This window comes from Kamptonema animale CS-326 (genome assembly GCF_028330895.1).
GTDB lineage: Bacteria > Cyanobacteriota > Cyanobacteriia > Cyanobacteriales > Microcoleaceae > Kamptonema > Kamptonema formosum.
Genome location: NZ_JAQMUA010000395.1, coordinates 1 through 19495 on the forward strand (window position 1 = coordinate 1; position 19495 = coordinate 19495).

Genomic DNA, 19495 nt, shown 5'->3' on the forward strand with positions numbered 1-19495 from the left:
AATCACCCCCGGTTTTCACGCCACAGATTCCGACTGGAAAATTGTCAAAGCGATTTTTAGAATAGGCGATACTGATATTGAATCCTTGAAAGAACAAGCAAGCATCAGAGCCGCAGTTGCACCAATATCCACAGACCACATCTTGGAAGTATTGACAGACTTTGGCTATGACGTAACCTTGGTACAAGCCAAGCCTAAACAGCCGAAATTCACCGCCACCCAAGTACAACAGCAAGTCCAAGCAGCTTTGCAATTTGCAACACCCGAACTATCAGATCCCAAATTGGTGGAACTGGTAAAAGCTTTGCGCGATCGCACATCCCTACAACAAGAATTTAACAACTGTGTAATTGAAAGCGAAGCCAAGAGCCACCTCCGCCAGCAATTGAACCAAACTCAAAGGAAAATAGCGGCTATAGCCAGTGAATTATTTATAGATGAGTCGCCATTGGAGCCAAAAGCCGAGGAATCTCAATCAGAGCCTAAAGCCGCCGTAGCCGACTTGGAAACTATTCGCACCCAAGTTGAAGCAGAAGTAAGTGCTCACTACGAAAATTCAATAACTCAATTAGTTGAGAAAGTGCAACAACTCGAAGCCGAGTTAGCAGCAAGCTTAAATCAGAATTCCTCCGAGGGTAATAGTGCAGCTTCAACGAACTCGACGGTCGAGAAAAACTTAAGAACCCCAGTTAATGCGATCGCCACCAGTACCGAAAAGCCCAAAATTGAAATCAATAACGTCGTCCGAGTTATTGGTGGAGGACGAGGCGATTACAAAGGTCGAATGGGACGAGTAGTAAGGTTTGAGAAAGTAGTATCCCTCACCGGCTCATCCGGCGAAGCTGCAATAGTAGCCTTTGATGAAGGGACTCGCCACAAAACAGAAGTGCCAATTTACAATCCCCAGCAAAACTTAGCATACATCAACATCTCCCCAGAAGAAGTGGAGCGCATCTCCATCGGCTTTCACAGCGCTCGCGAACTTAAACAATTACGAGCCGAAAAAGAGAGCTTGAAACAAGTCTATTCAGGAGAGGCGATAGCCAAAGATTTGGGAAAAGCCCTAACACCAGCAATCGGCAAAGAAAAAGTGCAAGAAATGATAGCGGAGGGTAAAAACGGATTGTCTGCCCTGGGACGTTATCTGTGCGAATTAATTCTCGACTATGCCACCGTGTTTTAAAGGAGGGGGAAGGGGAAGGGGAAGGGGAAGGTTAAGAGGGAAAGAGGAAGGAAAAGGAGATTAATTATGTCATCACATCGCGAACAATTTATTTGGCAAAGAACAGCAAAGTTAGCTGTGAAGTGTTACGAGATTACCAAAAAGTTTCCCAAGGAGGAACTGTATGGTCTTACTAATCAACTTCGTCGAGCTGCGGTTTCTGTACCTGCCAACATTGCTGAAGGCTATGGACGCAATACAACAACCGATTATGTACGATTTTTGCACATAGCTGAAGGTTCATTGCGAGAAGTTGATACCCATGTATGGATAGCCACTGAGCTTGGCTATATCAATCAACAAGATAGTCATGCCCTCTGCCAAGAAATTGACGAGTGCATTCGCCTTCTTTTGTCTACTGCTAGAAAATTAGCATCTCGTACTTAAGAAGGGGAAGGGGAAGGGGAGGGGGAAGGAAGGATAGATTTTAGCTTTCCTTTCTTCAAAAAAAGCTAAAACAATAAGTGGGATTTTCCCATTCGGCAGAGATCACGGCAAAGCCTTCCCTTTCCCCTCTTCCCCTTCCCCCTCCCCTTCCCCTTCGATTTAACCCTCCCCTTCGATAAAATTATGAAATCACAACAACAATTTATAATTCCTGAACCAGTAACACCAGATAGATTTTGTGATTTTTGGATACCTAAATTGTTAACTAATGGCAAGTATAGGTCAGAATTTCGCTTACTGGGATTGTCAGAATCCGAAGCAGGTTATAAAGCGGAACGAGTGAGGTTTTTACAGAGGTTGATTGAGGGCAAAAAGAACTCAACTATATACAAGTGGTTGAACAACCCTAGCGGATGTCCTTTAGAAGTATGCCTCTTTTTAGGGGCACTGCACATTACCTGGAATCAAACTATTACTCGAAATTAGCGCGAACACAATAAACTAAAGTATCTGATTCTCCCTATTATTCATTGAGTTGGGAGCAATTTTGTTGTGACTACTTTTTGAATAAAAATACACGACTTACGCAGAAACAACATATACAGTAGATTGCAGGTTTATGGATGACAGTCAATTTAGTAAGCTTTGGTTCGGCTAATTGAATTACTTACATTAGTTTATTCTATTTACTTAGAATTTGCTGTAGCTAGGTATTAAGAGACTTTACCTTTTATCATAAAACTCCCAATTATCAAATTGTTTTCTCAAATTTTCCACATTGAAAATTTGAGAAAACAATTTGCCAATCTCAGGGTAATCTTTTAACCTTAAGTTATCGGACAAATCAAACAAACATCCGACCACTTAAAAACAAACCGCAAAAATGTCAGATGAAACTTCAGAATGGCTTCCCCAGTAATTTCCAGACTAATCGACATTACCGATTACTCAGAAACCAGCGTTTTATTAGACCAAGACGAGTGGCAAGATGGAAACGTAATTACACTAAACCGCAATGATTTAATCCGCATTGCAGTTGACAGTAACGAGCGCGAAGTAAGGCAACAAGATTTACTCCAACTAATTTCTATTAGTAGGGATACTTTTCACCGCCATCACACGCAATTACGCCTATATTGCCATTCGTACCGTGCTCATTACCGCAATCAAAGAACACAAAAGAGGAAGCTGTGGTACACGGCATTCCAGCAATGGTGCCACCGTTTGTTAAACGCCCTTTACCAATACAAATCTTATGGAAGGGTGACATACAACAAAATCACACAGTTTCTCAAAAGTCAACAGGGAAAACAAATATTTAGCGAGGAAACATTCAACTATGCCCTACACCAAATCTCAATTGAGTCAAGAATGGAACCTCCCCATTGAAGACATCCTAGATGCGATGGCCGATATCGAAATTGACCCCAATCTTGACCAACTTTCAGAAGAGCAAGTAGATGAAATATTTGCCCAATTAGCAAGTTCAACACCGTCACAACCACAACCACAAATAAATCTACCCCCGACTCCACCTACCTCAAAAACTTTAGAGGAAACCCCAGTAGGAAGTCTTACCAATAAAAGCGATGAAAACATCGAATCATCAGCAAACACAATTGCTGACGATTTAAAAGCAGCTTCCGCCCAAAACTCCACACTAGATGAAGTATTGCGGGAACAAGCCGCAGTAGTCGGTGCAATTAAAGGCGAACAACTTGTCACAGTCTATGCCGATAGTTGTTTGAGAACACTTCAGCAAGGTAAGCAAAACTTTACTGAATGGTTAATAGCAGCAAATCATAAAGAAATCGTGGCAGATAGTGAAAGTTTTAACCCTTCTAAGTATGCAACCAGCTTGGGTGTGCCACTCCCAAACGAGATTTACAGCAGTGCGGCAACTGTCAACATCAACAGCTCAAAAGAACTGCTGGACAAGTACAAATCATCAGCAGAGAAAGTGCGGAAATCAACGCTCTTAGAAAGCGAGTTGGTGAGTTAGAGAGGCGGTTGAAAGAAGAGAGGCGTATTCCTAGTTATTTGGCTAGATTAGCTGGTAAATTGACGGCTCGCGCTCTCTCTAAAAACATCAAGCCAGGGTTAAGGGACAACTTTAATTACGGAGAAGAACTAGCTCAAATTATGCGGCTTGGTTGAGTAAATTTCATTAATTTCACAGGAGGATGTTATGGTACAAATTGTTGATGTTTCCGCTGTAATAGTAGAAGTGAAAACAGTCGAAACTGTTTGGGCAAAACTGAGAAAAGCTTGCGGTTCTATGCTTCGACAAGGGTCAGTAAGCATTTTCACAATATGGGAGGCTAAAAGCACAATTTCTATGTGGGAAGAACTCAGTTTTTTAATGAGATTGGGGTAAATCTATGACCCATTTTCTGGAAGCGTTTCTTGCCAAACTACTGCTTGAAACTTTATTAAGAGTTGGACGCAGTGATAGTAAACAAGACTTAACTCCCGATAGTAGCAAACAAGACTGGTTGTTAAATATTTGGGTGGCTATTCTAGTTGCTTGTTCCAGCCTGGTGATGATTGCGGGCACTCTATATCTCTGCTCATTCTCATACCAGCAAATAACTAAGTTCAACCATATTTTACATCCAGAAAATGGAGGTGATAAATAATGTGTTTTGGGACAAAAAGACTGAACTTAGGCATCGAGTAGTAGTTGAGATTGAGGAAATTACAACTTACAAATTCAATGCTTACAAATTTGCCTCATTTTTACTGGGATCATTTCTATTACTAAGTCTGGTTTTTAACAGAGGATATTCCTCTAATAATTACCAGTCAAGAGATGCTAACCCATCGGTTATCGAAGATACCAACAACATTCAAATCGAAGAGGAAATTCAATGAACAATCCCTTTAAGAACGAAGACACGCTCAAAACTGGGTTTTCCTTTCAACAGGAGCAAAGAACTCAGAGCACTTCATCCTTTGGCATTTTTGCTGGTGCAGCTTTATTTTTACTAGCTTTAGGAGCTATTGGCCTTCTGCAAGTGGGTGATGGTTCTGGTGGAGGTAATCATAATGGCAATCGCCAACCCGTAGAGTCCTCTTTTGCTCCCTCTAACTACGTCAAAAGCTAACCATGCGACCACATTTATTGTGTTGGGTTGCTGTTACTTGTATTGTGGCAGCAATCCTCCCCAAAAAGCCTGAATTTTACCAGTTTTACCAACCATACCATGAAATATCTAGCGCCAATTGTCTTACTAGGATTAGCTTTTTACCTTTTATCAACAGCTAATACCTCACCCCAAAAGTTAGCTCATGCAAACCCATTTTCTGATTTCTTCAGTCTAATCTTTGGGCGCGGAAATGCCAAACATCAGAAGGGTAGTATCCCCCAATGATTAGCAAAATACTCACATCACCGCAAGTTGTGTACCTTGCCTTGATGTGGGCAATACAGATAGCGAATGAGGAAATATATGCCGGGGAATTGAGAAGGTTGGGGCTGTACACAGGTGTAGGAGGAATCTACTTAGTTGGGATTATAACTTGCCCTTTCCTTCACGCAGGTTGGTTACACCTAATCGGCAACACTTTTGCTTACATTCCTTTGTCTGTTCTCTGTTGGAAAAACTTCCCTTTTGTATTTTGGTTTTGTGTAATTCTGGGGGGTTTAATTGCTTGGGTGATTACCCCACCTGGAACAGTAGCAGTCGGTGCTTCCGGTGTTATTTACGGGCTTTGGTCTTACCTGATTATTCGGACATTACCCGTTCTATTTTCCACGTTTAAACAACCGTCAGCTAAGGGTTTTGGGCAGTTTACTATCATGGCGGTTACGTCTTACTTAACAGTGAAAATGTGGGGAGAATTATGGCCAGGGATGGTTCCGGGACTTGTACCCAGAGGTATTTCTTGGCAAGGGCATTTAGGGGGAGCAATCGCCGGTGTTGTAGCAGCATTTGTTAAACCATTCAATCAACAAAATCTGGAGGAATAATTTAATGGGAATTGGCAACCGAGTTTTAAACATAATCAAAGCTAAAGTTGGGAGCTTTTTAACCGCTCACGAAGACCCAGAATTGATGCTAAATCAGACAATTGAACAGATGCAGCGTGAGTTAATTCAGCACAAGAATGCGATTGCAAATGTTGGTGCTGCTTACATGGAAACTCAAGACAAATTAGCTGCTGTAAATAAAGAGATTTCGGTATGGCATCAGCGGGGTTTATTGGCAGTGCAGGCAGGTAATATACAGCTTGCACAACACGCAGCCATGAAAAAGCAGGAAGCGATTGTGCTGCAACAGAGTTTGTCTAATTCTCTGGCAATAATAGCTCCCAAGTTTGAGGAATATCGGGTGCGGTATGAAGATTTATCGGCTAAAGTCAGTCAGTATAAAAATCAGAAAGCTGAGTTGACGATGCGGGTGCGGGCTGCAAAAACTCAGCAGGAATTGGATAAGGCTTTGTCTGGGGAATTTGGAACTGCTTTTGGTCAGTTTGATGAGTTAGCGAATCGGATTAAGCAGTTTGAATATCAAACTCGTGCTGCTGGATTGCTCACTGAAAATATTGTCAGCGAGCGCGATTTCTTACGATTGGAAGCACACAGTACAACGCAACAGCAATTAACTGAATGGGAAACTCGCCACTCTTTACAGCCAGCTACTAGCATTCCTTCAAAATACACTCGTACTGTTACTACCAGTGTTACTTCCAATAGCTCAGCTAATGTAATTCCTCCTATTGCACCCATTGCTCCTATTCCTCCTATTCCTCCCATTTCTCCAACTGACTTTGAAGATCAATTTCGTCAGCTTGAACTGAATTTTAGGTAGGAATGGCTAGGTGTCAGCTTACAAAGGAAGCAATTAGGAATTGTATGAGATACGCAATCAGACTCACTAAGGAAAACATAGATTTTGTCAAGAGCATTGTAGAATCTGCCGAATACAATACAGAGTTGAATAGCGATTCAGATTTAGGGACTGAAATTGGTAAGTTATGGCACGCAATATACGGCTATCGCAGTGATTATGATACCTTCTTTGCAATGGGAACAACCATCATGTTTCTGCTAATTCAGTTACGGGAAAATCGACCGCATGAAGATATTGCTAGCTGCTTGTATGAAACAAGTTTATTAGCGGAAGAACCGAGAAATTAGGAGCTAAAATCAGGTTCTATCCCTCTCTGGCACGATTTAGCTTATAGGGGGTTTTAGGAGCCTCAAACTCAGTCACAGCCAGAAAAATTATAAATCAACCTCAAATTTTTTCTGTGACTAAGTTTAAGCCTGTTTTCCGGCTCCGTTTTATCTAAGTCTCGTTAGCAACTTGAATAAATTTAGGTAGTTCCATCAATGGATAACAAGATATCAAATTGGTTGGTTTTGCTGCTAATAGCAGCAAGTGGAATAGCGTTATGCTACACCCTGGGAAGAATGCGAACGCTACCAGATTCACAGAATAGTTCACCTAGTAATTCACTTCGTAACTCAAGCCCGTAATTTCATTAATAGGAAGTAAACATGAAAGTTTGGATGGTTGTTTTAGTCTTTGGTTTCTTTGTTGGTACTTGGTCTGGTTGGGAACTTCGAGGTAAGTTTGAAAATAACCCCGTTGCTGCGGCAAAAAGTTGGATTTCTCAAACTTTTAATCGTCAACATAAACCTCAAAATTGCCAATGACCAACAAAGAAATTATGTCGAGCGTTAAAAATGGATTGGCTTTGGTAGGAGTAGGTTTTATTTTGATGAGAATAGCGATACTTGTAACACCTACTTTACCATCTTTACTGCCATTAGCTTCTCCAAATAATCGAGTTTTCCTTGAGACTTTGAAGGTTTGAAAAATGAAGAGAAAAGCATCGGGGTTATTAATACTAATAGGTTTATCCTGCTTCGGGATGGCTGGCTGCGATATTGTTCCAGAAGCGGTATCGCAGCCAAACCTAAAATCGCACTCAGAGAAATCAGCAAAATTAAGCACAATCAAAGAAAGTGTTGTCTGGCTGACTAACAATTATCGCAGCAATAAAGGTAAAGACGAATTATTCGTTAATCCTCGGTTGTCATTGTTAGCAAGAAAGCATAGCGAAGATATGGCATTAGGACGAGTTGGGTTTGGTCATGGCGGGTTTAATTGTCGCGCACAAACAGCCAAACTTTACTTGGGAGTTGAAAGTATTGCTGAAAATGTGGCGATGAATTATGGCTCTAAAAATCCAGCTACAACTGCTATGAATGGATGGAAAAAAAGCCCTGGTCATAATAAAAATATGCTCGGTAATTACAGCCAGATTGGTGTAGGAGTTGCTAGGAATAAACAGGGGAAAATTTACTTTACTCAACTTTTGGCTCGATGAATACATTCATATTTGGGGCAAGAGCGCCCCCGTTGTTATAGAACGGGTTTAAATTGATAGCAACGGTAACGTACAAGATTGGAGGAAAACTGTATGAATTTTGTTCAATCACTCTTTGGTAAACGGCATTCTGGGATATCTCAGAATCAGATTGACAACCTGACACCCAGCCATTTGCTTAAGCCTTATCAGAGCGATTTAGACCCTAGCAAAGTTAAACAGTTGCCAGGATTTAATGTGCCTGCTATCAAGCACGATAAAGTGCTGGCAATGGCAACTAAGGCTGGGGCAATGCAAGCGGAACAAGGTGCTAAAGTTCTGGGTGAAAAAGTTGAAAACGCCAAAAAAGTTCTGCAAGCTGCGGCAGAAATAGAGACTAAATCTGCTGAATTGGTTGGAGCTTACGGTTCCTATCAAACGAAGCGGATGCAGGCGGAATTTGCTAAACAACAAGCTAACGCCCAATTGGGTTCTGCGGCTGCGGATTTGGCTACTAAACATAACCAAGCTGCGTATAGTTTGCAGTCGGCTGTAGATGTGGCAAAACTGCAAATTCATTTAGATGCTGACCGCTACGAAAAGGTGGGAGGTTTCTAATAATGTCGAGAGCACTGATGGCTGGAGGGATATTTTTTCTTCTTTCTGGCCCGCTCAGTGCCGCGTGTTACTATAGCAAGATTTATAGGGAAATCCAAAGTTTTTCCTACGCGGCATTGGTAATTTTAATTTTAGCGACTACTATTTCTATTCTATTTGATGAAACTGTGGGCAATGCAATTGCAGTTAAACCCACTGATGTGAGAGGGGGGGCTATTCTCTGTCTAACTTGTTTAATTAGTACGGTGACAATTTTTGCTTTTGCTTTGCATCGGATTATTGCTTTGTACTGGTTGGGTGGATTAGCAGTGGTGCTGGTGTTAGTAGGATTTTTAATGGTTTATTGGTTGGGTAGGGGTAATGGAGAGTAAAGAATTAGATTTTGAAATTGGGATTGAACGACAGTGGGTGTCAAATGGGATTCGTTACTGTATTTATACTGCTGGAATTACGTTAATTGGTGTCAATGTCGCGGTTTGGTCGCTGGTTCCATTTTTATACTCTAATTCCAAGGATGCTACTCATCGGGTAGCGAACAATTGTAGTTTTATTTTCCAATCACTTAGTGGTGTGGTTTTACTGATTGGTGGTGCAATTGCGGCCCATGATGAACCTCTTGCTCGTATGGAACGGGAGAAACGTCGCAAAATTTTTGCTCATCGGCAAGCTGTACAGGAGCAGATGGCTAAAAGCGCTACTGAACAGATTTTGATGAGTAGGCTTTCTCAATCTTGGGACAACTCTTCAGGAACCGCTCAGGGGAACCCGTCTGCATCTCAAGCACAATTAGCAACGCATTCCCCAAATACGTTTAGCTTTCCCTCCACACAGGACTCAACAGGAAGGGGGGTAGAAGAGGAAAAATCTTCTCTTCCCCCTTCCCCTTATTCGCAAGACATTACAACTAACGTCTTACGAGTTTTAAAAATGTACAACATTGAGGCTCAAGTTTTGGATTTGGTGAAAGGGCCAAGCACGATTGCGCTTTACGTGCTTCCCAATTCTGACTCGCCCGCAACAGTCGCTAAAATCGCAGGGTGTGCAGCAGAACTTCAATCTTTCCTTGGTCTTTTACATAAACCTCTGATTAGCCCTTCGTCTAAGGGTATTCAAATTGAATTACCTCGCCCTGACCGCCAAGTTATTCCTTTGGAGAGTGTTTTGCCGTTTCTACCTGCGGACTTGAAAGGGAAAATGTCAATGCTAGTAGGAGTTGATATTAATTTTGAACCTGTTTTTGGGGATTTAGATGAGCCTTATTCTGCTCATTGGTTAGTAGCTGGAGAATCTGGTTCGGGTAAAAGTAAAGCATTGCAGAGCGCGGCTCTTTCCCTGATTCTACGGCATCCGCCAGCCGAAGTTCAGCTAGTAATCATTGACCTAAAAGAAGAGACATTCCCGCACCGAATTTGGGGGAATGTCCCTTGGTTGTGGAACGAACCTAGTTATGAGCCTGAATCAGCTTTATTGGCGATTGCTGCTCTCAATGATGAAATGGAAAGACGCAAGGCTGTGTTTCGGGAGAATGGTGTTTCTAATTTTGTTGAATATTGCCAATTATCAGGTGTAGACCATCTCCCGCGCTTAGTATTATTCAGTGATGAAACGTCAGATTTGAGTAGCAAAAAATCTGCCTACAAAGAGCGATTTAACGAACTAGCAGAACCCGCAGCGCAAAAATGGCGAAGTTTTGGTATTAATTGGATATTAGCTTTACAGCGTTGCACAGAGGATATGCTTTCAAGGGCTGTGGTTTCAAATTTGCAGGCTAGAGTTTGTCTTAAGGTGATTGATGGTCATAATTCTAAGGCGGCAATTGGCATTCCAGGTGGGGAGGAATTACTAGGAAAGGGTGATATTTTGGTGAGGATTGCGGGGACGTTAACGCGAGTTCAAAGTTGCTATTGTAATCCAGAGCAGTATCTATCCCAATATGCGCTGACAAGTCCTCAAAAGACTAGAATTAGCACTGCTTACAATCCACCATCGGCACCCACAGAAAGAGCACGTTGGATTTCTCAACTGGCTGATGTAGAACTTTCTCAACCTAATCATACCTCCACATCCTCCACACTCGATAACCATAGAGCGACACACCCTCCACATTCTGACCTCCACAGGTTGGAACCTTTGATGCACATGGACTCCACAGAATCTACAGTCTCCACATCTCCACAGTCTTTACTGCCAAAAAACTGGGAATTCCCTAATCCTACTGACGAAATTTCTCCACATCTTAAAGATGTGGTGTTAGATTATAAATACTCTGGGATTGGGAAAATTCGGACAATTAAAGAGGTATGGGGGTTAGAAAGGAGTGGTACAGATTTACGATATAAAGCTGCTGAAAATCAATATAAAGCTATTCTTAGTGGTGAAGGGTTTGAGTGTTAAAGTTGAAGTTACATTCTCTCAAATACCAAAGATACCTCAAATCTAAAAAGTGGAAACAGCTTTCAATACTGTGTCGCGCTGCAACTAACAATAAGTGCTGTATTTGTCTCGCTCCCTCAGCAGAGACTCATCATGCAACTTATCACAACTTAGGTAAAGAGAAAATAGGAGACGATATTTTTGGTGTTTGTTTGCTTTGTCATAAAGCTTTACATAATAAGTTTTTATGGTTGAATAAAAATCAGAGGGAAAAGATGCACTTGTTTCTCAAGAAAAGGTTTCAAGAAATTACTAGCAAAGGGAGAAGTTGAGGGCTGTGTGCTACAAAGTGCAGTGATGGCGTAGCTGCCTACCTCCGGCATCGCACAAGTGGATGACCAGGAGGGCAAAAATTAAAGTCAGCGAAGACCAGAAGGTCACATAACCGAAGGCAGAAAATGGCTTGTAATGAGATCTGCCCAAATTCAGGAACTTCTGGGTTCGATAAACCTTGAGCCTGTGGAACAGGTTTTGGCTGAACTTGGAGAGCATTAAATAGCATGGCTCAAATCAGGGGAAGGGATATCCTACGTCAAGTTAAAGAAAGGTGTAAACCATTTCAAGAAACTTTTTTAGCTAAGATTGTTACCATCATCAGGTTCTCACCACCTCCCGATTTAAATGACATACAAAGAGATAAGTACCGTGCAGCGGAGATTTCAGCTATTGAAAAAGTAAAGGCATTTACTTTTATTAACTGTGAAGAGGAATAATCAATTTATAATTTCCTTAGTATCACGCTCGCCTGTTGGTTTGCCCAAAGAGCAAGGAACGATCGTTGAACGCAAATTTTTCAAGTAGTAATATTTCACTACCTTAATTGTCGAATCTAAAATTAATTATTGAGTTTTTAGCTAATTTTATAAATTTGGTATATAATTAAAATGTGTTTACCTAAGCAAACACCGCTCTCAAAATGGAACGAAGACTTAGCCTAATTTAAACAATCATAAAGACTATTTTTAACAATAGTTCGGAGATTTTCGCTGAAACCCTTATTCTTTCGTTCATCTTGGAAGTGTAAAACCCTGGTTTTTTAGTTTAGTCACTCAAAACTGTTCAGAACTATTGTTTTAAATGTTGTAAAAGAAACTACATCTAAGGGGAGAGGGTGGCACTCTCGTGATGCTCTAAATGAACTTTTTGCTTTCTATTCCTTGAGTGGCATTGCTCCCCTCGTGCCAGAAAAGGTTAATCTGCTAGAAAGTGCAAATCTAGCTGCCAGGTAAACTCGCCATTCGCAGGAGTCCGTACTGATGGTTTCGATGAAGACTGAGATCGAGCAAAATATTATTGCATCGGCGCTCTGGTCAACGAGTGGTGCCTACTTTGGACAACTCATCCACAGACTACCCCGCCTGAAACCGCTACTGTGGCTGTACGCGCCGCAGTGGGGCGGAAGGTACTCTACCCCTTCAAGGCAGCAGATACTGGATACAGTATCGGAAATTCTTGAATTCACGGTGACAGTCTTACAGGAGAAGCTAAGGTGAACGCACTTACCACAGTTGAAATCGATCCAAAAAACATTCTGACCCTCAGCCAACTGGCGAATCTTGACCCTTCCGCCATTAAAGCCATCATGGAACAGCGGCTCAAAGATATGAATTGGACAACTTACCAGTTGGCTAAGGCTTACGGGGCTCTTAAAGAGGGACGTTCTGACATCAACCCTAGCCGCTATACTACTACCGTTACCCAAGTCTTAGAAAAACCAGAGACAGCCCGCTGGAACACGGTTTGCCTAGTTTTAGCAGCAATGGGTCTGTTGGTGCAGGTAGTATCTCTCAACCCGCAAATTTATTCGCTGACAAAGTAGATAGCCATCCCATCCGATTTCAAGCGTTCCCAAAATCCCTTAAGCTTTCCGTACTTACGACATAAATCCATAAGTAGACAAGTCGAGGAAACCTTACTATCTCTTGACTAAACCGCACTTATTTACTGAATACTTATATAAGTAGTCTGGCTGTTGCCTGCTCCCTATAGTTTTTTAACTATCGTAACTAAGCAATTAATTATATCGTAGTTACGATATACTAAGCTCTAGTTAAAGCTTCAGCTAGGGCATCAACAGTAAGGAGGTTAGCTTGGCAGCAGATTCTACTTACATGGGTTTGGGACTTCAGCCAGTTTTTAAGATCCCAGCCCAATCAGTCAATCGGGGGCAGCATCGATGAACAGTGCATCTAACCAGCCTCCACAGACGATCGCCCAAACCATTGAATGGCTAAACTATGTTCTCGGCCGGCCCGCACTGCCGGAATGCCCTACAGAATGCGAAAGAGACTGCGGCGTTCAAGGCGGTAAAGCGCCTGCATGGATCAACCGCAATGGCAAAGCAGTTAAACTCAGTTGGAAAACCTATCAGAACCAACTGCCAACTCAAGCGGACTTGACAAAGTGGTTTGAAAGAACTTCAGGCATCGGCACCCTTGGAGGCGGCCCCAATGCCCAGGGACACTATATTGGATTTATCGACCTCGATCGCAAAGAAAAAGTCTTCTCCTCGCCATTAATTTTCGAGGCGAGGCTGGAAAAATGGCTCAACAATTACCCCCTCCTCAAAGAAGCCCCTCGATTTCGCACTCCCTCCGGCGGCTACCGAGTTATCCTCGCCTTCACCGAAGAACCAAACTGGACAGCTTTCAGCTTAGATTCAGGCGGCACTCGAATGGGGGAACTGCTGGCGAGAAACGGCGGCCACACCCTGCTGCCCCCTACTGTCGGCGCGAACGGTATCCCGTACCGCTGGGAGTATTTTGTTGCATATCCGCCCACCGTCGCTAAACCCGAAGATGTTGGTATTTACCCGACCCGGCATCAACACTCGTCTACACCAACCAACCCGCGCCCCACAACCACCACTTACAGCCCCGGCGCAATTCGCCTAGAAGACCTCATCTCCCCCCGCGCCCTTGAAATTCTCACAGGAGGTGCCAAAAGGGGCGATCGCTCCGATGCCCTGACCGCTCTCATCTCCGAATGCTACGGCTGGGAAGAATTCTGCCATCGCGAAAACATCCCCTACTCCGGCACGACTGAAATCTTAGCCGAGTACGCCTGGGGGCAAATGGAAGACAGTAGCCTCGATCCGCACAAATGGCAACGCATCCTCAAAACCATCAGCCCCTCCGCTTGCCAAACCGCCGCCGAATATCGCAGCGGAGACTCTGAAAATTGCTGGAAAAAGATTTATCGGCTGGACCTTGAAACCTTCCAGGCAAAATGCCCCCCTCACATTAAAGATAGGATTTTAGGAGAATGGGGTATCGACAAGCGCCCCAGAGCCTCCCCCACCGACAGCCAGCAACAGCTAAACTCTCAAAAGTTACAACCAGATTATATAAAGCCAGAGATCGCCTCCCAAAACTTCGGTCTGATTGCAGATAATTCTCACCCGCCTGACTTCGGCGTGACCCAAGGGCCGGCTCAGGGCCCAGACCCTCAATCGAACCCTTCAGACAGTAAACAGAAAGAAAACCTGCTCCTCAAATATATTGACCAGATCCTAGAACGGGAGAACATTCCCTTATCAGAACGAAAAGCCAAGTGCGCCGAAATTGCTCAAGCACTGGAACTAGACCCCAAATACGTCGAACAAATCGCTTTAACCCGGCTACAAGAACAACAGTTCGCAGAAGTCGAAAGCGAAAAAACCCTGATTGAAGATTTAATTAGCAAGCGCAAGCAGAGTCTCGACTTGCACCAAATTTTACCACCAGAAATTGCCTGCATCCTGGCACAAGTTGCTGCTGCCATGCCCACCAGCGCCGAACACCTGATGACAGTAGGTTGGTCAACCTTCGGCTGCGCGATCGGCACCGCCGCTGAAGTTGTCGCTTGGTCTGGATTCAAACAAAAGTCCTGCGTGCTGTGGACAATCAACACAGCCCGGTCGGGAAAGCTCAAAAGTCAAACTCAAGAAGTTATGGTCAACCCCATCCGGCTCTTGCAGCAGGATGCCAACAGCGAATACCGCATTGCTCTCAAAAGCTACAGAGAAGCAGAAAAAGCCACCCAGCAAAATCGAGACCCTGATGGTCTGCCCCTTGAAATTCCACCCCCACCCGTCCCTCGCGAATATTGGGTCGAACACATCACCGTAGAAGCCCTAATCCGCACCATCAACGAAAATCCACGCGGCTTCCTCGTCCACCGCGACGAAATCGACGGCTTCTTCAAAGCCCTCAACAAATATCGGGCTGGCAAGGGGGACGACGAAGCCTTTTACCTCACCCTCAACAACGGCGGCGGTCCCAAAGTCATCCTCATCGATCGCGATCGCCGAGTCGAGGTGGAGAGGTCGTGCGTCCCCATCACCGGCACCATCCAACGCAAAACCCTCGATGAAGAACTGACACCGCGCAAAATATCCAGCGGTTGGATGGCCCGGTGGGTAATCTGCTTAGCAGAAATGCCCAAGCGACGGCGGACGCGACTGCCCTACCCCCATATCGACACCTTCCTCAAAGACATCTACCGCAAACTTTCCGTCCTCAAAATGCACTATCGTCCCATTCAAAATGAGGAGACAGGCGAAGTGCTCAGAGATGAAACGAACCGCACTGTTTACCAGGGTTTTCCCATCACTTACCACCTGAGCGACTCCGCAGCCGACTACTACGAACAGCATTTCTTCAACCCAATCGTCGAGCGCGAAGAAGCTGAACTGAATGAAGGCTTCCAGCTAGCCATGTCCAAGTGGAGCGGGTATTGCCTGCGGATTGCCCTCATCCTGCACTGCTTGCACGAAATCTGCAAGTTGAAAAACCAGGACGGCACCCTCAAAACTTACTTGCAGTTAAAAGAAGAGTGGAAACTCTCAGGTGGGGAACATTCCGACCAGCCTTTTGAGATTGAAATCCCTACCGAGATTGAGGCCGACATCATTCAAAAGGCGATCGCCGCCAGCTACTTCTACATCAACCAGGCTGAAGTGCTTTACAAAGGCCAGCAGCAAGATGACGACGATACTGGTCCGGTCATTCACAAACTGATTCAGAAATCAGAAGAGTTGCGGGACACGGCTGCTGAAGGTTGGATCAGCACCCGCGAAGCATACCGCAACTGTCGCGAACTCGTTGTAGCCGCTAAACTCCGCCAGATGTCGAACACCGACTTTACGGCTGCGGTCTTCAACCTTATGGTTTCAATGAATCTCGGTGAAACGAAAAAGGTCGGCAAGTCTTTCAAGTGGCGGATTCTAAGTTGACATTTCGCTGGCTAAGGTCAGTGTTTAAAAACTGCATTGACAATTTGACGATAGTTTGAAACTCTTACACCGCAATCATTTTTCGCGCCTATGACAGCTTTGACGATTGGCTATCCTCATTGACAATTCCTAAGTATCTCCCAAGAAATTTACGATCGCCCGCAGGCAAGGGTACTGGTAACAGTGGCGACCTACAAACTGCTAGTTTGCCAAGCCGGACTTGTCAAGCAATCGTCATAGTTCTAGAAAACTCGCAGAAGACCAAATTTTGTGTTGACGATTTGACGATTCCCTAAAACTCTTACCCTGTAAGCACTTTAATCGTCAGTAACAGTTTTGACGATTCAGAATCGTCAATGACGATTCTTTTTTTACATTACTGGCAGGACCTTGGCAAGCTGGTTGTGGACGATCGTGACAAACAATCCGGCATCTAAATTTGCCGAAGTCTTTAAAAATTACATTGACGATTTGACGATAGCTTGAAATCCTTACACAGCAAGCATCTTTACTGTCAATAATAGCAATGACGATAGCGAATCGTCATTGACGATTCCCCAGCCACACCCCAAGAGAGTCACGAGTAGCCGGCTCCCGCGATCGCGTAGCCGCCAGTCTCCGGCATCGCGGCGGTGACAACAACGACAATACGCGAACCTGCCAACTTGATAGGGCGGCTTGGTAAGCAATCGGCATAATCGTCAATAACTTGCAATACCTCCCCCAAATCCATACTGAAAAAGCGTTTGGGGAGAATCGTCAAAAACAATGTCAAAAATCGTCAATAAAAGTTAGAAGCTGAAACCTTTACAAATAGCAAGGTTTAGAAGAATCGTCAAATCGTCAAAGAAAATTTGTCATAACCGTATCGTTAGGACTCTCATGAGGCATCAAGTTCCCAAAAGCCAAGGTTATGTCGGATGCTGGTTCAAAACACTCCAGGGAAGTTAGTAACTCCCGAGTGCGATCGCGAATGCCTGCCGATCCCTTTTTGCAAAAGCTTAAAATAGCGTTGACGATTTGACGATTCCCTAAAACTTTTACCCCATAAGCACTTCAATCGTCAATAATAGCTTTGACAATTCAGAATCGTCATTGACGATTGTCAATCAGATAGCAGTGGCGACCAGCTAATGTGAGGGCGCAAGTCGTCATTGACGATCGCGACGGGTCGATCAACCAATCGTCAGAATCGTCAAAAACAAAGTGGCTATTCCCCAAACTCACAGTTTGAGAGCATTTGGGGAGAATCGTCAAAAAACAATGTCAAAAATCGTCAATGAAGCTTAGAAGTTGAAACCCTTACAAACAGGGAAGTTCAGGAGAATCGTCAAATCGTCAATAAATTTTAGTTCTAAATAGTGTTGACACTCAAAATTGAAACTGAGTAATTTTACAGCCCAGCAAATTTTCTGCACGTATTCAAGTTGTCTTTCAACGTTAAATCTTGTGCTATTTGCACCCCGAATGAGGGTAATCTGGTCTGGAAAGGATGATTATGGGGCCGGCTATGGATTTAGAACACGCTGCTAATTCCTTTGGAGAGATAGCTTCGACGCGCGACCTAGTGGCAGAGCTGTTAGCTGCTAAGCGCTCTGTCAACACCAGGGGGGCTTATGAGAAAGATTTGTTTGATTTTTTTATGACAATGACGGGGCAACCACCGCATCCGGCATTAGTGCGCGAGTTCCTACGGCTGAATCGCTTCGCTGCTGTGGCAGTGGTGCTCAAATATAAAGCCAAGCTGATTGACAAGGGACTTAAGGAAGCGACGATTAATCGGCGGCTGGCGGCGATTAAAAGTTTGGTGAATTTTGCTCGCAAGGTGGGCGAGTGTGAGTGGAGTTTGGTAGATGTTGAAGGAGAGAAGGTGGTTCCTTACCGGGATACTACAGGATTTGGTCGAGTTGCTTCTGAGAATGTGATGGCGATGCAGTCAGTGTTGGAAATTCCCGATCGGAATACGGTTCAGGGAAAGCGGGACTATGCAGTTCTCCGGCTGCTGTGGGACAATGCGTTGCGCCGGGGGGAAATCAGCGCAGCTAATATAGGCGATTTTGAGCCGAGTGCCCGAACTCTAAACATTTACGGCAAAGGTAGGGGAACTCAGGCGCAGCTAATTGACTTGCATGGCGCGACAGCAGAGGCAATTTCTGATTGGCTGAGGGTGCGGGGTTCTGTGTCGCCCCTTGAACCTTTGTTTATTGCTTTGACAAAGCGGGAATACGGGTTGAGGTTGAGCGGGTATGCTATTTATAAGCTTGTTTTCTCAACTTGCTCTGCTGCGGGAATTACGAAAAGAATTAGCCCACACAGAATACGCCACGCTGCAATTACGACGCTGTTAGATGCAAGCAACGGCAATATGCGAATGGCACAGAAGTTGAGCCGCCATACCAGCTCGAATGTCCTTAATTGCTACGATGATAATCGGCAGAGTTTGCAGCGAGAAGCGTCAGGGCTGCTGGCTGGTTTGGTGCGCTAAGTATTGCATATTCTTACTTAATTATAGAAACAACAATGGCTAAAGACCTCTTTCATGATGCAGTCAGACGTGGATTAGAAAAAGAACGATGGACAGTTACTGACGATCCGTTAGAACTGGAATTGGAAGAAATTACCGTCAAGATCGACCTAGGCGCGGAACGATTGATTGCTGCCGAACGCGGAGAGGAAAAAATTGCCGTTGAAATCAAAAGCTTTATCGGTACATCTGCTATCAGTGATTTTCATACGGCTTTAGGACAATTCTTGAACTACCGAATTATGCTAGAAGTCAATGAACCCGATCGCCTGCTCTATCTGGCAGTTCCCCGTGAAACCTATCAAACCTTCTTTCAAAGTCGTTTTGCTAAAATAGCGATCGCCCGACATCAACTCTTACTTATTGTTTACGAACCCATAACCGAGGAGGTCATCCAATGGATAAATTAGAGCGTTATCGGTCTTGCATCCAAACCCTATTATTCAAGCACAGTCAATTTAAATCCCGCAACGAAGATGTAGAAAACGAGCTGTTTTTCGATCCTGTACGCGATCGCTATCAACTCATGCGAGTGGGTTGGAAAGGACTAGAGCGAATTTATTACACAGTTCTGCACTTCGATATCAAAGATGAAAAAATCTGGCTTCAGCACAATGCAACTGACATCGACATCGGTCAAGAATTGGTGGAAATCGGCGTTGCTAAAGAAGACATTATACTTGGGTTGCATCCACCCTACAAGCGTCCATATACAGGGTATGGAGTTGCTTGAGAAATGCGCGACCGCTTACCTAATTTCCATTTTTCAAAATAC

At 44.0% G+C, this 19495-nt stretch carries 25 protein-coding genes; 23 read left to right on the forward strand and 2 right to left on the reverse strand.

Annotation, left to right across the window (positions count from 1 at the left end; all coding sequences use genetic code 11):
* The 20 genes from PN499_RS23135 to PN499_RS23230 all read left to right on the forward strand — a co-directional run.
* Positions 1-1183, forward strand: a 1183-nt coding sequence (locus PN499_RS23135; RefSeq protein WP_272035006.1) for a hypothetical protein, incomplete at its 5' end; no start/stop codon positions are given.
* A gap of 66 nt (positions 1184-1249) precedes the next feature.
* Positions 1250-1609 carry a four helix bundle protein gene (locus PN499_RS23140; RefSeq protein WP_272035008.1) on the forward strand — a complete coding sequence of 120 codons (360 nt, stop codon included), beginning with the start codon at positions 1250-1252 and terminating at the stop codon, positions 1607-1609.
* Positions 1610-1792: 183 nt separating this feature from the next.
* Positions 1793-2095, forward strand: a complete 303-nt coding sequence (locus PN499_RS23145) for a hypothetical protein (protein ID WP_272035010.1) — start codon at positions 1793-1795, stop codon at positions 2093-2095.
* Between the two features lie 417 nt (positions 2096-2512).
* Positions 2513-2998 carry a hypothetical protein gene (locus PN499_RS23150; protein ID WP_272035012.1) on the forward strand — a complete coding sequence of 162 codons (486 nt, stop codon included), beginning with the start codon at positions 2513-2515 and terminating at the stop codon, positions 2996-2998.
* Positions 2949-3611 (forward strand): hypothetical protein, encoded by a 663-nt coding sequence (locus tag PN499_RS23155; protein ID WP_272035014.1) that lies wholly within the window; start codon positions 2949-2951, stop codon positions 3609-3611. The genes PN499_RS23150 and PN499_RS23155 overlap by 50 nt, the downstream gene beginning before the upstream one ends.
* Before the next feature lie 186 nt (positions 3612-3797).
* Complete coding sequence (locus PN499_RS23160; RefSeq protein WP_272035016.1) at positions 3798-3986, forward strand: hypothetical protein; 189 nt, start codon at positions 3798-3800, stop codon at positions 3984-3986.
* A 4-nt stretch (positions 3987-3990) separates the two neighbouring features.
* Positions 3991-4248, forward strand: coding sequence for a hypothetical protein (locus tag PN499_RS23165; RefSeq protein WP_272035018.1), 258 nt, complete (start codon positions 3991-3993; stop codon positions 4246-4248).
* A gap of 231 nt (positions 4249-4479) precedes the next feature.
* Entirely contained in the window at positions 4480-4716 is a 237-nt protein-coding gene (locus PN499_RS23170; RefSeq protein ID WP_272035019.1) for a hypothetical protein, read from the forward strand.
* Between the two features lie 263 nt (positions 4717-4979).
* The gene (locus PN499_RS23175) at positions 4980-5582 is read left to right on the forward strand and encodes a rhomboid family intramembrane serine protease (RefSeq protein ID WP_272035022.1); all 603 of its coding nucleotides are present in this window, start codon (positions 4980-4982) and stop codon (positions 5580-5582) included.
* Between the two features lie 4 nt (positions 5583-5586).
* Positions 5587-6423, forward strand: a complete 837-nt coding sequence (locus PN499_RS23180) for a PspA/IM30 family protein (RefSeq protein WP_272035024.1) — start codon at positions 5587-5589, stop codon at positions 6421-6423.
* A gap of 44 nt (positions 6424-6467) precedes the next feature.
* The gene (locus PN499_RS23185) at positions 6468-6752 is read left to right on the forward strand and encodes a hypothetical protein (RefSeq protein ID WP_272035026.1); all 285 of its coding nucleotides are present in this window, start codon (positions 6468-6470) and stop codon (positions 6750-6752) included.
* A 363-nt stretch (positions 6753-7115) separates the two neighbouring features.
* Positions 7116-7274 (forward strand): hypothetical protein, encoded by a 159-nt coding sequence (locus PN499_RS23190; RefSeq protein ID WP_272035027.1) that lies wholly within the window; start codon positions 7116-7118, stop codon positions 7272-7274.
* Between the two features lie 164 nt (positions 7275-7438).
* Entirely contained in the window at positions 7439-7951 is a 513-nt protein-coding gene (locus PN499_RS23195; protein WP_272035028.1) for a CAP domain-containing protein, read from the forward strand.
* 93 nt (positions 7952-8044) lie between these two features.
* On the forward strand, positions 8045-8548 hold the full coding sequence (locus PN499_RS23200) for a hypothetical protein (RefSeq protein ID WP_272035030.1): 504 nt from the start codon (positions 8045-8047) through the stop codon (positions 8546-8548).
* Between the two features lie 2 nt (positions 8549-8550).
* A complete protein-coding gene (locus PN499_RS23205) occupies positions 8551-8919 on the forward strand; it encodes a hypothetical protein (protein WP_272035032.1) in 369 nt (122 codons plus the stop codon).
* Entirely contained in the window at positions 8909-10942 is a 2034-nt protein-coding gene (locus PN499_RS23210) for an FtsK/SpoIIIE domain-containing protein (protein WP_272035034.1), read from the forward strand. Before PN499_RS23205 ends, PN499_RS23210 begins: the two co-directional genes overlap by 11 nt.
* A 539-nt stretch (positions 10943-11481) precedes the next feature.
* Complete coding sequence (locus PN499_RS23215; RefSeq protein ID WP_272035035.1) at positions 11482-11694, forward strand: hypothetical protein; 213 nt, start codon at positions 11482-11484, stop codon at positions 11692-11694.
* A gap of 776 nt (positions 11695-12470) precedes the next feature.
* Positions 12471-12800: a hypothetical protein gene (locus PN499_RS23220; protein WP_272035037.1), complete on the forward strand. Its 330-nt coding sequence runs from the start codon at positions 12471-12473 to the stop codon at positions 12798-12800.
* Positions 12801-13157: 357 nt separating this feature from the next.
* The gene (locus tag PN499_RS23225) at positions 13158-16196 is read left to right on the forward strand and encodes a DUF3987 domain-containing protein (RefSeq protein WP_272035039.1); all 3039 of its coding nucleotides are present in this window, start codon (positions 13158-13160) and stop codon (positions 16194-16196) included.
* A gap of 119 nt (positions 16197-16315) precedes the next feature.
* Positions 16316-16492 carry a hypothetical protein gene (locus tag PN499_RS23230; RefSeq protein WP_272035041.1) on the forward strand — a complete coding sequence of 59 codons (177 nt, stop codon included), beginning with the start codon at positions 16316-16318 and terminating at the stop codon, positions 16490-16492.
* Positions 16493-16773: 281 nt separating this feature from the next.
* Here the strand turns inward: PN499_RS23230 and PN499_RS23235 are convergent, their stop codons facing one another.
* Together PN499_RS23235 and PN499_RS23240 are read right to left on the reverse strand one after the other, a co-directional pair.
* On the reverse strand, positions 16774-16971 hold the full coding sequence (locus PN499_RS23235) for a hypothetical protein (protein ID WP_272035043.1): 198 nt from the start codon (positions 16969-16971) through the stop codon (positions 16774-16776).
* 317 nt (positions 16972-17288) lie between these two features.
* Complete coding sequence (locus PN499_RS23240) at positions 17289-17453, reverse strand: hypothetical protein (protein ID WP_272035045.1); 165 nt, start codon at positions 17451-17453, stop codon at positions 17289-17291.
* Positions 17454-17706: 253 nt separating this feature from the next.
* Here PN499_RS23240 and PN499_RS23245 point away from each other — a divergent pair, with 253 nt between their 5' ends.
* From PN499_RS23245 to PN499_RS23255, 3 genes are read left to right on the forward strand one after another with little or no spacing between them, the layout of a single operon-like run.
* Positions 17707-18681, forward strand: a complete 975-nt coding sequence (locus tag PN499_RS23245; RefSeq protein WP_272035047.1) for a tyrosine-type recombinase/integrase — start codon at positions 17707-17709, stop codon at positions 18679-18681.
* A gap of 35 nt (positions 18682-18716) precedes the next feature.
* Positions 18717-19130 (forward strand): XisH family protein, encoded by a 414-nt coding sequence (locus PN499_RS23250; RefSeq protein WP_272035049.1) that lies wholly within the window; start codon positions 18717-18719, stop codon positions 19128-19130.
* Positions 19118-19453 carry a XisI protein gene (locus PN499_RS23255; protein ID WP_272035051.1) on the forward strand — a complete coding sequence of 112 codons (336 nt, stop codon included), beginning with the start codon at positions 19118-19120 and terminating at the stop codon, positions 19451-19453. The genes PN499_RS23250 and PN499_RS23255 overlap by 13 nt, the downstream gene beginning before the upstream one ends.
* Positions 19454-19495 lie beyond the last annotated feature (42 nt).

What these genes read in the sequence shown, in the direction of transcription:
- PN499_RS23140 (WP_272035008.1), top strand. Translation starts at nt 1,250, where the DNA reads ATGTCATCACATCGCGAACAATTTATTTGGCAAAGAACAGCAAAGTTA.
- PN499_RS23145 (WP_272035010.1), top strand. Translation starts at nt 1,793, where the DNA reads ATGAAATCACAACAACAATTTATAATTCCTGAACCAGTAACACCAGAT.
- PN499_RS23150 (WP_272035012.1), top strand. Translation starts at nt 2,513, where the DNA reads ATGGCTTCCCCAGTAATTTCCAGACTAATCGACATTACCGATTACTCA.
- PN499_RS23155 (WP_272035014.1), top strand. Translation starts at nt 2,949, where the DNA reads ATGCCCTACACCAAATCTCAATTGAGTCAAGAATGGAACCTCCCCATT.
- PN499_RS23160 (WP_272035016.1), top strand. Translation starts at nt 3,798, where the DNA reads ATGGTACAAATTGTTGATGTTTCCGCTGTAATAGTAGAAGTGAAAACA.
- PN499_RS23165 (WP_272035018.1), top strand. Translation starts at nt 3,991, where the DNA reads ATGACCCATTTTCTGGAAGCGTTTCTTGCCAAACTACTGCTTGAAACT.
- PN499_RS23170 (WP_272035019.1), top strand. Translation starts at nt 4,480, where the DNA reads ATGAACAATCCCTTTAAGAACGAAGACACGCTCAAAACTGGGTTTTCC.
- PN499_RS23175 (WP_272035022.1), top strand. Translation starts at nt 4,980, where the DNA reads ATGATTAGCAAAATACTCACATCACCGCAAGTTGTGTACCTTGCCTTG.
- PN499_RS23180 (WP_272035024.1), top strand. Translation starts at nt 5,587, where the DNA reads ATGGGAATTGGCAACCGAGTTTTAAACATAATCAAAGCTAAAGTTGGG.
- PN499_RS23185 (WP_272035026.1), top strand. Translation starts at nt 6,468, where the DNA reads ATGAGATACGCAATCAGACTCACTAAGGAAAACATAGATTTTGTCAAG.
- PN499_RS23190 (WP_272035027.1), top strand. Translation starts at nt 7,116, where the DNA reads ATGAAAGTTTGGATGGTTGTTTTAGTCTTTGGTTTCTTTGTTGGTACT.
- PN499_RS23195 (WP_272035028.1), top strand. Translation starts at nt 7,439, where the DNA reads ATGAAGAGAAAAGCATCGGGGTTATTAATACTAATAGGTTTATCCTGC.
- PN499_RS23200 (WP_272035030.1), top strand. Translation starts at nt 8,045, where the DNA reads ATGAATTTTGTTCAATCACTCTTTGGTAAACGGCATTCTGGGATATCT.
- PN499_RS23205 (WP_272035032.1), top strand. Translation starts at nt 8,551, where the DNA reads ATGTCGAGAGCACTGATGGCTGGAGGGATATTTTTTCTTCTTTCTGGC.
- PN499_RS23210 (WP_272035034.1), top strand. Translation starts at nt 8,909, where the DNA reads ATGGAGAGTAAAGAATTAGATTTTGAAATTGGGATTGAACGACAGTGG.
- PN499_RS23215 (WP_272035035.1), top strand. Translation starts at nt 11,482, where the DNA reads ATGGCTCAAATCAGGGGAAGGGATATCCTACGTCAAGTTAAAGAAAGG.
- PN499_RS23225 (WP_272035039.1), top strand. Translation starts at nt 13,158, where the DNA reads ATGAACAGTGCATCTAACCAGCCTCCACAGACGATCGCCCAAACCATT.
- PN499_RS23245 (WP_272035047.1), top strand. Translation starts at nt 17,707, where the DNA reads ATGGATTTAGAACACGCTGCTAATTCCTTTGGAGAGATAGCTTCGACG.
- PN499_RS23250 (WP_272035049.1), top strand. Translation starts at nt 18,717, where the DNA reads ATGGCTAAAGACCTCTTTCATGATGCAGTCAGACGTGGATTAGAAAAA.
- PN499_RS23255 (WP_272035051.1), top strand. Translation starts at nt 19,118, where the DNA reads ATGGATAAATTAGAGCGTTATCGGTCTTGCATCCAAACCCTATTATTC.